This is a genomic window from Acetobacter sp. (assembly GCF_022483985.1).
Lineage (GTDB): Bacteria > Pseudomonadota > Alphaproteobacteria > Acetobacterales > Acetobacteraceae > Acetobacter.
The window spans coordinates 2,054,445-2,067,188 of sequence record NZ_JAKVME010000001.1 but is presented as its reverse complement, the minus strand read 5'-3'; the positions used below and the strand labels follow the sequence as shown (position 1 = coordinate 2,067,188).

At 57.1% G+C, this 12,744-nt stretch carries 12 protein-coding genes; 3 read left to right on the top strand and 9 right to left on the bottom strand.

Going from position 1 to position 12,744, the window contains the following annotated elements:
- Window positions 1–21: 21 nt before the first annotated feature.
- Window positions 22–576, bottom strand: coding sequence for a hypothetical protein (locus LKE90_RS09180; protein WP_291493201.1), 555 nt, complete (start codon window positions 574–576; stop codon window positions 22–24).
- A gap of 143 nt (window positions 577–719) precedes the next feature.
- Between LKE90_RS09180 and LKE90_RS09175 the strand changes: the two genes are divergently transcribed.
- On the top strand, window positions 720–1,565 hold the full coding sequence (locus LKE90_RS09175; RefSeq protein ID WP_291493203.1) for an EcsC family protein: 846 nt from the start codon (window positions 720–722) through the stop codon (window positions 1,563–1,565).
- Between the two features lie 222 nt (window positions 1,566–1,787).
- Here LKE90_RS09175 and LKE90_RS09170 read toward each other — a convergent pair whose 3' ends face one another.
- The 5 genes from LKE90_RS09170 to LKE90_RS09150 form a co-directional block, all read right to left on the bottom strand.
- The gene (locus LKE90_RS09170; RefSeq protein ID WP_291493205.1) at window positions 1,788–3,242 is read right to left on the bottom strand and encodes a mannose-1-phosphate guanylyltransferase/mannose-6-phosphate isomerase; all 1,455 of its coding nucleotides are present in this window, start codon (window positions 3,240–3,242) and stop codon (window positions 1,788–1,790) included.
- A gap of 225 nt (window positions 3,243–3,467) precedes the next feature.
- On the bottom strand, window positions 3,468–3,833 hold the full coding sequence (locus tag LKE90_RS09165; protein ID WP_291493207.1) for a hypothetical protein: 366 nt from the start codon (window positions 3,831–3,833) through the stop codon (window positions 3,468–3,470).
- A 127-nt stretch (window positions 3,834–3,960) separates the two neighbouring features.
- A complete protein-coding gene (ihfB, locus tag LKE90_RS09160) occupies window positions 3,961–4,257 on the bottom strand; it encodes an integration host factor subunit beta (RefSeq protein WP_291493209.1) in 297 nt (98 codons plus the stop codon).
- An 18-nt stretch (window positions 4,258–4,275) separates the two neighbouring features.
- Window positions 4,276–5,247, bottom strand: coding sequence for a signal peptide peptidase SppA (gene sppA / locus LKE90_RS09155; RefSeq protein WP_291493211.1), 972 nt, complete (start codon window positions 5,245–5,247; stop codon window positions 4,276–4,278).
- Window positions 5,248–5,354: 107 nt separating this feature from the next.
- Window positions 5,355–5,819, bottom strand: coding sequence for a MucR family transcriptional regulator (locus LKE90_RS09150; RefSeq protein WP_291493213.1), 465 nt, complete (start codon window positions 5,817–5,819; stop codon window positions 5,355–5,357).
- Between the two features lie 564 nt (window positions 5,820–6,383).
- Between LKE90_RS09150 and LKE90_RS09145 the strand changes: the two genes are divergently transcribed.
- Entirely contained in the window at window positions 6,384–6,677 is a 294-nt protein-coding gene (locus LKE90_RS09145) for a hypothetical protein (RefSeq protein WP_291493215.1), read from the top strand.
- A gap of 333 nt (window positions 6,678–7,010) precedes the next feature.
- Here LKE90_RS09145 and LKE90_RS09140 read toward each other — a convergent pair whose 3' ends face one another.
- Window positions 7,011–10,307 carry an efflux RND transporter permease subunit gene (locus LKE90_RS09140; RefSeq protein ID WP_291493321.1) on the bottom strand — a complete coding sequence of 1,099 codons (3,297 nt, stop codon included), beginning with the start codon at window positions 10,305–10,307 and terminating at the stop codon, window positions 7,011–7,013.
- 455 nt (window positions 10,308–10,762) lie between these two features.
- Here LKE90_RS09140 and LKE90_RS09135 point away from each other — a divergent pair, with 455 nt between their 5' ends.
- Window positions 10,763–11,362, top strand: coding sequence for an acyltransferase (locus LKE90_RS09135; RefSeq protein WP_291493217.1), 600 nt, complete (start codon window positions 10,763–10,765; stop codon window positions 11,360–11,362).
- Here LKE90_RS09135 and LKE90_RS09130 read toward each other — a convergent pair.
- Both LKE90_RS09130 and LKE90_RS09125 read right to left on the bottom strand, forming a co-directional pair.
- A complete protein-coding gene (locus tag LKE90_RS09130) occupies window positions 11,335–11,940 on the bottom strand; it encodes a hypothetical protein (protein ID WP_291493219.1) in 606 nt (201 codons plus the stop codon). The two genes, LKE90_RS09135 and LKE90_RS09130, sit on opposite strands and share 28 nt — an antisense overlap.
- A gap of 9 nt (window positions 11,941–11,949) precedes the next feature.
- Window positions 11,950–12,738, bottom strand: coding sequence for a hypothetical protein (locus LKE90_RS09125; protein ID WP_291501437.1), 789 nt, complete (start codon window positions 12,736–12,738; stop codon window positions 11,950–11,952).
- Window positions 12,739–12,744: the final 6 nt, after the last annotated feature.

The window sequence follows — 12,744 nt, the reverse complement described above, 5'->3', positions numbered from 1 at the left end:
AACGCCTGAAATTGGCTGACATTAAGGCTCTCCCGCTGACCCGACGCTTCCCACGGCATCTCCGCCACGACCGGACTGACCGGCGTAGGTATGATAGGTAAAAGGGGCGTTATAGGGGGCAGCGACCGGCGCGATGAATTTGACCGGCACGCCGAAGATATCGAACTGCGTGGCCCCGTTGTTGGCGTCTCTGGGAATCTGCTGCGCCTCGATGGACGGAAGAGGTTCGCCGTGCGGCGTTTTGCGGACATCGAGGGAATAGTGGGATTCTATCGTCTCGTCGATATCCTCGACGGGCTCATATCCGTCCGGCGGTGGTGGAGCGCCTTCCTGCGATTCCAGCGAGCGGGCCGTCGTCGCTGGTGCGAGCTGACCGGATGAGAGATCGGTCGGATCGGTATGCTGCGCCGCTGCCTTGTGGTGCTTTGTGTGTGGCGCTGCGGCGGCGTGATGGAAGCCCGACATGGCCAGAAGCATGGCGAGAGTGAGCCCTGTGGCTGCTTTTTTTACAATCACTCTGAACGGGGCCCCTGAGGAAAGGGACGACTTCATGGCGGCGGGTGATAACATGGTCATGATGCCTTCCTGACACGGCGATAATGCCAAAGTCGACTGTATGGTGCTTGCGGTCAATGAATGTTTCCGCAACCTTGCGCGAACGAAAGCGCTTATATTTATAAGTAGCAACACATGAGCCAACTGGAACAGGATCCCTTCCGATGACCATAAGCACAGGACAGCAACTTGCCCCATTAGCACTCACGGACGGGCAGATCCTGGAGCTTGAGAACGCGCTGAAGCAGGTAGAGGCCGGGCGGGGCGTTCTGGTTCGTATGGCCGACCTGATGGGAGGGGCTGTCGGGCACGCGGCCCGACTCGGTCTGCGCGGATTGGGGATGACGCCCCGTGTGCAGGAGAAACTCAAGGGCATTGCGGAAACAGCCATCGCCCGTTCGTTCGATGTGGCAATCCTTGGGATGTCAGGCCCGCTGGACGCAGAAGCGAGCGGGGAGGCTGTCGATCGTTCGACCGGAAAGGGTTTGCGGGAGAAGGCCCTGCAGGCCGCTGTTGCCGTGTCGGGTGCTGTGGGTGGCTTTGCCGGTCTTGCCGGACTGGCGCCCGATATCAGCTTCACCACGCTGACCATCATGCGGGAGATTGCGCGGATTGCCCGTGAGGAAGGTGAGGATCTGTCCGATCCGGACGCCCGCCGCGCCTGTCTTGAAGTCTTTGCGCTACGCGCCTTTCCCAATATCGGTGAAGGACGCGAGAGTGAACTGGGATATTTTTCCGCCCGTACGGTGCTGCGTGGCCGTCCGGTCGTCATGCTGATTTCCGAGGTCGCTTCGCATTACGGGCTGGCTCTGGGTCAGAAGATATCTCTGCAACTGATGCCGGTCGCGGGCGCGCTGTGCGGGGCGTCGCTCAATGCGGCGTTTCTCGCCCATTATCAGGCGCTGGCACGGGCGCACTTCACCATTCGTCGTCTGGAACGTGAGCATGGCCCGACTGTGCGGGACACGGCAGTCGCGCTGCGTGATCTGGCGAGCGCTCAGGACGCCTGACACCAGCGGCCTTTTTTCCTGCCGGAGCGATGTACGGGGCGCTGCCTCGAACCCGCCCCGCCAAAGGCGCGCCTTTGGAAACCCTATATGATCAATAAATCGGGGTGAAGAGGCCTGCGGCCTCTTCCGGGTGCGGGTAGCGCCCGCTTTAGAGCCTTCTGTGATGGGGTGCCTCATCGCAGAAGGCTCTAACTCGTTGTGTCAGCAAGAATCTTTACGTGATCAGGAGCGGTTGTAGGTATCCTCAAGCCGCACGATGTCGTCTTCGCCGAGATAGGCGCCTGTCTGCACCTCGATCAGCGTCAGCGGGATTTTGCCGGGGTTTTCCATGCGGTGCACGCAACCCTGCGGCAGATAGATGCTCTCGTTTTCCCGCACGAGCACCCTGTCCTCGTCCCGTGTCACCAGCGCGACGCCGCCGACGACAATCCAGTGTTCCGCACGGTGGAAGTGTTTCTGGAGGGAAAGTTTCTCACCCGGCTGAACGACAATCCGTTTGACCTGAAAGCGGTCGTTCTGGATCAGGCTCTCGTAAAATCCCCACGGACGATAGCAGCGATTGTGGCTTGCAGCTTCGGGGCGCTTCGTTTTCTTGAGGCGATCCACGATTTTCTTGACGTCCTGCGCCCGGTCGCGGTGCGTGACCAGCACGGCGTCATCCGTCGTCACGACGACCAGATCATCGACCCCGGCGACGGCCGTCAGGTATTTCTCCGAACGGACGTAGCTGTTTTTCGAATCTTCGATCAGCACATCGCCAACGGCGACATTTCCTGCGGCGTCTTTCTGGCTGATATCCCATAGCGCATCCCAGCTTCCGACATCCGACCACCCTAGGTCTGCAGGCACCACGGCGACATTGCTGCTTCGCTCCGCGATGGCATAGTCGATTGAAATATCTGGCGCGGTCTTGAACTCCTCGATGCCGAGACGTTCAAAGAAAAGGTCGCCTTTCCGGGCTTCGAAGGCTGCCCGTACGGCTGTCATGACGTCTGGAGCGTGTTCTTCCATCTCACGGATCAGGGTGTCCGCCCTGAACACGAACATGCCGGAGTTCCACAGATAGTCCCCCGACTGGAGGAAGAATTCAGCCTGTTCAGCATCGGGTTTTTCCCGGAAGGCCCGCACTGTGGAGACACCTTCGAGTCCCGGAATGGCCTCGCCGACTTCGATGTAACCGTAGCCGGTCTCCGCCCGTGTCGGCTTCATACCGAAGGTCACCACGAGTCCGCGTTCAGCACCGGCGATGGCGTTCTGCATGGCGGCATTCAGGGCTTCCGGCTTTGTGATGGCGGCATCGGCAGCCATGAGCCAGAGCACGGCCTGCGGGTCCGTCTGGGCGACAAGGAGCGCGGCGGCGGCGATGGCTGGCGCGGAGTTGCGCCCTGTCGGTTCCAGCAGGATTCTGGGAGACTCTATACCTGCTTCCCGCAGTTGTTCCGCGATCAGGAAGCGATGTTCTTCATTACAGACAATCACGGGAGCGGAGAGGGAAACGCCTCTCGCTCTCAGCGCTGTTTCCTGCAGAAGGGACTGTGCGCTCAGCAAGGGCCAGAGCTGTTTGGGGAAACTCGCACGTGACATTGGCCATAAACGGGTTCCCGACCCCCCAGAAAGAATGACGGGTATGACGGTCGAAGCATTTTTGTCTGCCATCTGGATCCCTGTTCTGCTCATGGCGAAGCCTGTTCCCTGCCGCATTTCAGACGCGTTCTGTCTGATGCTGCTTCGAAGAAACATTCTGCTGCAGGCCATTGTTACACGGAACCTAGCCCAACACAGATCGTGATGAAATCCGTTCGATCACAAATCTCGACTGATGAAAGAGAGAAACAATGCCATACAGGGAGACATTCTCCATGCGCTGAGCGGAATCTTATAAATGATGAATTTGAGTAGATTTTATCCGCGGCGACGGGTGTGCTTTCCCGGCAGGCAGCCATGCTTGCTGTCCGTATAATAGATCGCTCGACCGACGGGCGCCAGCAGCTTTCCATGCGATCCGATCGCGCCGAGTGTGCGACCATGCGTTACGATGACGGAGCCACCGGACAGGCAACCCTGTAGTGCGGATTTTTTCGTGTGATGCGTTTTGCCGTGCAGGACCACGCGCTGCGGGGAGGTCTGCGTGTGCGGTGTTCGCGCTCCAGCATGTGTCGGGACAATCAGACTGCCCAGAAGAAGCAGGCTGCCAGCTTTTGATGCCCAGCACCCCAAGGGTTTCGCCTGTTTCAGGCCGCATTCTGACAAGCCGTATACGAAAGCCATAACAGCGCCCGAAAAAACGGTCGTCGGAAACTGACCGTGGGGTGGAATCAGCTTCGACACTATATCAGAAACGTCGGCAGGACATGCGAAATAAGGGCGTCAATCTTCATGAGCCGCTTTTTCCAGATTATTCGTCCTGTGGCGTTGCTCCATTGACACGTTCGCGGAGCTCTTTGCCGGCCTTGAAAAAAGGCACGAACTTCTCGTCGACAGAAACCGATTCACCCGTGCGGGGATTGCGGCCCGCTCTGGCTTCCCGTTTCTTGACGGTAAAAGCACCGAAGCCGCGGAGTTCTATGCGATCTCCGCGTGCAAGCGCACTTGTCAGTTCGTCGAAGATCGTATGAACGATCAGTTCGACGTCCTTGAGTAAAAGATGAGGGTTCGCTGCTGCTATCTCAGCGACAAGTTCGGATCTGGTCATCTCGCTCCCCGCCGAGAGCTAAGGTTTCCAGATCGAAACTGCGCCGTCAATAGCTGCACGCGTCTGCGGCAGAAAAATGTCTGCATCAAGGCCAAGCCATGACATGACCCGCCCTCCAAACCAGCCGAATATGCGGCGTTTCAGGCCGAACGACTTGTGCTCTTCGCCAATCGTCACGATCTTAGGCTCACCAGGCAGGCCGGAGGCTTTGACCAGCCAGTTCCGGGCGTCCTCATGTCCACCGATACTGTCGATCAGCCCGACTTTAAGGGCCTGCTCACCTGTATAGGGGCGACCATCGGCAAGGGTGCGCACCTTGTCTTCAGGCATGTGACGGCCAGTAACCACCATGGTCACGAACTGATCGTAAAGATTGCTGACCACGCCCTGAAGCATGATGTGTCCTTCAGGGGAGATCGGTTTTGTGAGGGAGGGCTGGCCTTTCAGAGGCCCGGACACCAGTTCCTGAACATTGACGCCGATCTTGTTGAGCACACCGGAAAATTCAGGCGCTTCCATCAGGACACCGATGGAGCCGGTCAATGTGCTCCGTTCAGCAAAAATACGTCTTGATGGGAGGGCGATCATGTATCCTGCGGAAGCGCCCATGCCTCCCATGGTGGCGACGACGGGTTTGTCATGGGCAAACCGTTCGATGGCGTCGTGCAGTTCTTCTCCGCCGGTCACCGCGCCGCCGGGGCTGTCGATGTCAAGAAGCAGACCTTTGACGTTCCTGTCTTTGCCGGCATCGGTCAGGGCCTTCGTCCAGCGCGAGACATCAGAGCCGATCATGCCATGAACGTTTAGCTGAACAAGGTGAGGCGTATTCTTTCCGGCGCCGATACGCCAGTTGTCATCTCTGGATTGCTGACCATAACGTCCGGCAATCATGACTGACACGGCAACGGCTGCGATTGCGCCAATCCGCCAGCGACGCAGTCTCCGTTTCTGAACAGAGTACGCCACAGTCTCGTCAACGCCTGAACTCATTACAGTTTATTCCGGAATAGCGATAAAGGCTTATGGAAAGCTGTTTCCATGAACGAAACGTTCAGCATGGCTTCCGGCAAAAGGAAGCCATGCTGATGTGACCGGCTTTACTGAGCCTTGCGGCCACGGCGACGCGGCGCTGCGTCATCGTTCTCGGAAGCAGCGCTGGTAGCGCTGATCTTGCGACCAAGACCGATTTCACGGGCCAGCGTTGAACGACGCTCGGCATAGTTGGGCGCAACCATGGGGTAGTCTGTGGGCAGACCCCAGCGCTCACGATACTGCTCAGGCGTCATGCCATAGGCGCTCTGCAGGTGACGCTTCAGCATTTTCAGCTTTTTGCCGTCTTCCAGACAGACGATGTAGTCGGGGAAGACCGAACGCTTCACCGGAACTGCGGGTTGCAGTTTCTCTGGTTCAGGCGCTGCCTGCCCGGCTGTTTCAAGCGCCGTAAAGACATCACGGATCAGGCCGGGAAGCGTCTCTGCGGATGCGGAGTTGTTTGAAACATGGGCGGAGACGATTTGCGCTGTCAGTTCGAGCAGAGGGGAGAGGGGTTTATTCTCAGACATAAAAAAAACTCCGTTACAATTTAAAACAATTCAGCGCACATTTACAGAAAATGGAGCGAAACCTGTATGGCTCTCTCTGCTGAAATAATGAAGTATGCTTCGTGGTGCAAGGCCTGGCCGCTATATTATGTTCGTCGAGTTCTTTGAAGTGAGGATAAAGGTAGAAAAACTCCCGGTTTTCCTGAATGGATATGGAGGAGGTCGATAAACTATTTCTTGAAAAGACATAAAAGAAAAATATGCGAAACGAGAAAAAGTTGGGATTTTTCTAACGTTACCTGCGAGCTTTTAAATTTTATTTAAAGATATGGTTTTATGCGAGGCTCCGCTGTAAATCTGAAAATCGATTTTTTTATTTTGCACGAATACCTGTAACGCTTTGATTTTTTTTAAGATTGTCTTTTGAGAATTTTTGACAGGGTTTGTTCGGCTTCTGACCGTTGAAATCAGGGGGTAAATGGATTGTTCGGTCTGATTTAATGCCTTTAATATACATTTATATCGAAATTCTATGCTTTATCTTTTTGTAATATATTTTTTAATCAAAGGGAGGGAACGATCGAGATGGTTATGCCCGAAACAGATTTCGGGCAATTTAGCGTTCTGTATTACTTGAATTCCTTCCACAGAAAGCCGGCGATTCCGGCTACGATCATTATGCCGGCGATTTTCTTCAGGCTGCAGCAGCCCTTTTTTGCCGGGACACATCCGCCAGTCTTGCAGCTATTTTTGGCCATTGAACCATTCCCTGAAACGTCTGTTGTAAACTATGTGATATCGACCATAGATACAGGTAAATACAGTCGATCCCTGAAATCTAGCATGTCTGCCGGAAAAGCAATACCAACACCATCATGACTGTTTTGTAATGATGGCTTGTCAGGCGTGTCGGTCGCAGAAACGATGACAGCCTTTTGCTCTTCCTTGGAAAAGAGAGGAATCTGACACATTGTATATGATGATGGGAGAAGAAGGTTTCTGAGGCGTTATGAAGAGTGCCTCTTCGGGTGAGGCGCGTTTTATACAATCATTCATAATAACAGACTGATCGTGAACGATATTTCTTCTATCTGCTTGAAAGCGACAGCCACGGGTACGTGCGTCTAATGCCGTCGGAAAAATCCTCTCTGACAGACAGAAAAATTTATGAACAGAAGAGTGCTCGCCTTGAGAGGCTGTATAAAAAAGGCGTCACTTTAATGCGTGCCGCCTGAAAGCCCGCTGTGGCAGAAAGAATACAGTTTTCAACCATTTTCCAATTGTGATCATCAGTAAATAGACCGCAGGTGTTGAATAAAGGGTGAGCAACTGGCTCATCGCCAGTCCTCCGACGACAGCAATTCCCAGAGGACGACGCAATTCAGCGCCGTAGCCGTTACCAAAAATAAGCGGCAGAGCCCCCAAGGCTGCTGCCAGCGTGGTCATCAGGATGGGGCGGAAGCGTGTCCGGCAGGCTGCACGAATGGCGTCTGTGGGCGGCATGCCCTGATGCCGTTCGGCGTGCAGCGCAAAGTCAATCATCAGGATTGCGTTTTTCTTGACGATGCCGACCAGCAGAATCACGCCGATCATGGCGATCAGGGAAAAGGACTGTCCTGACAGCCACAGCGCGACCACTGCGCCGACAGCGGCGGACGGAAGTGTGGAAAGGATGGTCAGAGGGTGGATATAGCTCTCGTACAGAATACCCAGCGTGACATACATGGTGGCGAGAGCGGCAAGGAACACGAGAAGCTCGTTGATCAGGGCCTTCCTGAAATCGCCTGCACGTCCGGTAAAGCTCCCGCGAATACTGTCCGGCATGTGAATGGCGTCACTGACCCGTTTTATTTCCGCCTCAGCATCCGTCAGTCCTTTTCCGGATGGCAGATTGAATGAAATTGAGCCTGAGACGAAATTATCCTCGTGACTGATTTGCAGGGCCGAGGGACGTGTAACAAGATCGGCTACCGAGATCAGCGGCACCATGGTTTCGGCTGAAGACGATACCGCTGAACCGTTGGAGGCCCCCGCGCCACCAGCCAGCCGGTTTGCGATCTGGTTTCGGAAGGACAGCCGGTTGAGGGCTGCTTCTCTGGAATCCGTCGAGCGCGGCACGCGGATCGAGTTTGAGACGGTGCCGCCGCCCGCTGTCCCACCCGCTGTCGAAATCCACAGTGTCTTGAGCATTTCGGGGTTTTCCCGATACAGCCGGTCGGCTTCCATCACGACGTAATAGGTTGTCAGCGGAGTGGAAATGTTCGACGCGGTGCGCTGACCAAAGGCGTCAGACAGGGCGTTTCCGATCAGTTGCGGGGTGATCAGGTAGCGCGCTGCGACGTCGCGACGAATGTCCACATGCAAGGAAGCGCCATTATTGTGGATATTGGTGCTGACATCGGAAATCACGGTGCTGCGTCGCAAGGCTTCGCTGAGACGCGGTATCCATGTGATCAGGTCGTCCGCCACGTCGCTTCGGAACACATAGGTATAGTTTCCCGTCTGCTGGCGCGTGCCCCCACCGTTCACGTCGCCGGAGTTGGAAATGTGCGCGTCGAGACCGGCGATATTCGCGACATGAGACTGTATGCGTGCGGCAATGGTCTCAGGTGTATCGCGTCGTGCGGATTTGTCCGTAAGAGAGGCGAACGCCGACGCTTCGTTGGCTGCGTCATCGCCTGTAAAGGCCACCACGGATGTCACATCGCGGTCCTGCATCATGGTGTTCACGACACGCTGTGTCTTGTCGGAAACAGCCTGAAACGAACTTGTCTGGTCGGTGGTCAGATAGGCTGAGACAAGAGCGATATCTTCCGGCGGCAGGATTGTCTTCGGCATGACAACAACGACGGCGACGGTAACCGCCAGACTGACGGGCAGGGAGATCAGCACCAGCCAGCGGTGGCGGAGCGCGACATCCAGCGACCGCATATAGACATGCAGCAGACTGTTCAGGACAGTTTCAACACCATCGAACAGGCGATGCATCCGGCGTGACCATCCGCCGCGCCCGGCCGTCGTTGCTCCGTGGTCCACTTCGAGCAGGTAAGCGCACATCATTGGCGTCAGCGAGAGGGACAGGAAAAGCGAAATTGTGACGGCCGTTGTGAGTGTCATCGCAAATTCGAAAAAAATCTTGCCCGGAACCCCGGACAGCAGAAGCAGCGGCAGAAACACCGCTATCAGCGAGATGGTGATCGACACCACGGTAAAACCGATTTCCCGCGAACCGATCAGGGACGCCTCCATGCGCTCCATGCCGTCTTCCATATGGCGGGCGATGTTCTCGACAACGACAATCGCATCATCCACCACAAATCCCGTGGCGATGGTCAACGCCATGAGGGAAAGCGTGTCCAGCGAGAAATGGAGGAGGTGCATCACGGCAAGGGAGCCTGCCAGTGAAACGGGCACAGTAACCGCCGGGATCAGGGTCGAACGCCATGAGCGAAGAAACGCCAGCACTACAAACACGACCAGTATGACCGAGATCAGGAGCGTGAGCTGGGTATCCGTCAGGGCCGCCCGGATCGATCGCGACATGTCGTCAGCCAGAGTCAGTCTGACGTCGCCGGGTAGTGCGTTCTGGATACGGGGAGCGTGGGCGCGGATGGCGTCGGTGACTTCAATGACATTCGCGCCGGGTTGCGCACGGATGATCGCCATGACGGCAGGTTTGCCGTCGAGCCAGGCGGCCTGACGTTCATTCTGCGGGCCATCATGCACCGTCGCCACGCTGGACAGGCGGACTGGACGGTCATTGCGATAACCGATGACCAGATCACGATACTGCTCGGCTTTTCGGGCCTGATCGTTGGTGGCCAGCATCATGCGCTGCGTGCCGATATCCAGAAAACCCTTGGGCGTCTTGGCGTTGGCGGAAGCGAGGGCCGAGCGGATATCCTCGAACCCGATGCCGTAATGGTAGAGCAGATAGGGATTCATCTCGACCCGTACGGCGGGTTTGGCGGTGCCTTCGGGCTGCACCCATCCGACGCCGTGAATACCCGCCAGTTGCGGGAGAAGGCGCGTTTCCGCCAGATCACGCAGCTGACTGAGCGGCCGTGTATCGGAAGTCAGCACGGCGATCATGATCGGGTTATCGGCGGGGTTGGCCTTGTAATATTGCGGCGTGTCGATCAGCGTGTTCGGCATGTCCTGACGGGCCGCCTGAAGAGCGGCCTGCACGTCACGCGCCGCGCCGTCCACATTCCGGTCGTCATCGAAGAACAGCAGGATGAAGGAAGAGCGATCCGTGGTGTCCGACGTCATCTGCGTCAGTCCGGCAATACTCCCGAGACGGCGCTCCAGCGGCGTCGTCACGGCGCTGGCCATCTGCTGCGGGGAGCTGCCCTGCTGGCTGGCGATGACATAAATGACAGGAACGGAAATGTCCGGCAGATCGGCGACCGGCATGACGCGGTAGGACAGCAGCCCGGCGAACACCATCGCCAGAGACAGAAGAATGGTGGCGACAGGACGGCGGATGAAGAAGGCGCACAGATTCACCAGCGTCCTCTCCGGGTCATGAGGCTCTGCTTCGGGATGGCGCTGCGGCGGGTTTGGCGACATTCAGGAGATGCATCCTGACCGCCGTCATGAATGGCCCATTGATGACAGGCCTGACGTTTCTGATCATTATATTCAAGGAAACCTGTGTGCCGACAGATGAAGGTTTCTCTGTAACCGTGCATGTGGGCTTTGGAAAGACTGTCTTCCTCGATCACTGGACCCGTCCGACCTCATGGAGGAAGGCGAGGATGTGATCATAATAACGGCGCTTCATAATAAAGCGATCATAAAACAAAAAATAAAAAATCTAAAAATATAAACAGATTTGTTTTCCTAAAAAGCAGTCTATAATTATGAAATTGTTTTCGATAATGTTTTATGTAATGCATATTTCGAAACGAATTGCAGGCGTGAGTTGACCTTGTCTGTAACATTAAACAGTAAAGCCTCTAATGACCCTCGCTGATAACATCCTCACGCGACATCTGCGCAGGCTCTGTCTTGCCGGTATGGGGAGCGAACTGGTTCCGGCTTTCCTGCGTATCCGCCTTCTGAATGCGCTTGGCGCCAGTCTCGATCCCTCGGCCTGTATCTGGCCGGGCTGTCGCATGCGCTCGACCAGACTTGAGATGGGTCGGGAAAGCTTCATCAATGTCGGCTTCTTTTTCGATGGTACGGCACGGTTGAAGATCGGCAGTCATGTCCGGATCGGGCAGTTCTTTTCAGCCGTGACCGGCACCCATGAGATCGGCCCGGCCGAGCAGCGCTGTACCATTGAGGCCGTGCTGGGCGATGTCGTTATCGAGGACGGATGCTGGATCGGTGTGAATGTGACCGTTCTGCCCGGTGTCACCATTGCGAAAGGATGTGTGATTGGGGCGGGCTCTCTGGTGACAGCCAGCACAGAGCCGAACGGCGTGTATGTCGGCTCACCTGCCCGCAGAATACGTGATCTTCCGCTAGGCAAGCCCGAGCGTAGAAACGGCAGGACGGCGGAACGCGCGCCGTCGCCGTTTCCGTCCGTTCAGCGGGCCGGAGCGACTGCTGAATAACTTTCGGGAATGGCGAACAGTGTGTCGGGCTGCGCTGCCCGGTCAATGGAGAGCGCCCTGACCAGAATGCGTCCCTGCTGCTTCACCTGAAGCAGGATGCCGTCCTGCGTATAGCAGGCGTCGCTTTCATGACCGTCCTGATCTGTCGTGCGCCAGATCGTGCAGAGCTGGCCGCTGACCATGTCCGTTCCAAGTTTCCGGAACGAACCCGGCGGAATTTGTCCGGGCAGGGTGAGCGTGGCTCCGGGTGCGGGCATGACGCTGCGCCGGTGGCCCAGTGTGTCCACGACGGTCAGGGTATGATCGCGCCAGGACGTCACCATGTAGACGGCGGAATTTTCAGGGTTGATCCGCTGGCGCAGGGAGGCGACCTGCCAGTGCATGTCCTGATGCACCGGCAAGGCGTTTTGTGGCGCCACCATTTCATAATGCACGCTCACATCCACGGAAGGCGTGACATAAGGTCCGCTTGCGACCGGTTCCGCATCCTCCGCCCGGACGCTGTGGACCGAAAGCAGAACCACCAGAGGCAATGTCAGCAGCAGGCGTAAGGCGCGGCGAACCATCTTGTTATCCATGACTTCGCCTCAGGGCTGTCCGGAAGCGCCCGGCGTGCCGGAGGATGATGCCGGAGGCGGTGTCGCGGCAGCGCCGCCAGCAGGTGAAGAGCCGGTTCCGTTCACAGGACCGGTTGAAAGAGCGGGTGCGCCGCCCTGCCCGGACACGCGATGCTGATGGACTTCCTGATAGTCAGAGGGAGCGGAAAAGGCGGAGGCCGGAATGGTTTCGTAGGAAACGGACTCCGCGGCCAGATGACCCTTGGCGCCGTCCGCATCCACGCCGTTTTCAGCCAGAATCAGGCCGTCCGCCGTCACGCAGGCGGTGGCGTCGCCATGTCCGGAAGCCACACTCCATTCCGTGCAGGGAATGCCTGCAACCGTGCGGGTGCCGTGGCGTGTGAACTGCATGGAAACGTCCAGCAGGAACGGGTTCCTCACGCTGCCGCGCTGTGCGAGCTGGGTGAAGACGCGCTGTTTGTGCAGGAGGATCGTCACGGTCTGGGCGGTACGGTTGAGGATGGTGGATGCCGAGCCGTCCGGGGCGTCGATCCGCATTCTCGCACCCTCGGCGGTGAACCACACCTTGACCTGCTGCGGCTGAGGCGCGCCGTCGGGCTGCACACTGTAAGTGATGACAGCGTCTTTCAGCGGTGTGAGGGGGGGATGATCGCCGTCCGCTGCCAATGCCGCTGCCGGCAACAGGATGGTAGCCAGACCTCCTGCTGCTGCGAGTCCCCCTGTCAGCGCCAGTGCGAGGCACAGCCTCCACATCCCGGCCCTGTTTCTCCTGTCAGACTTCCCGATGTCCTGTCGCATGCGTCG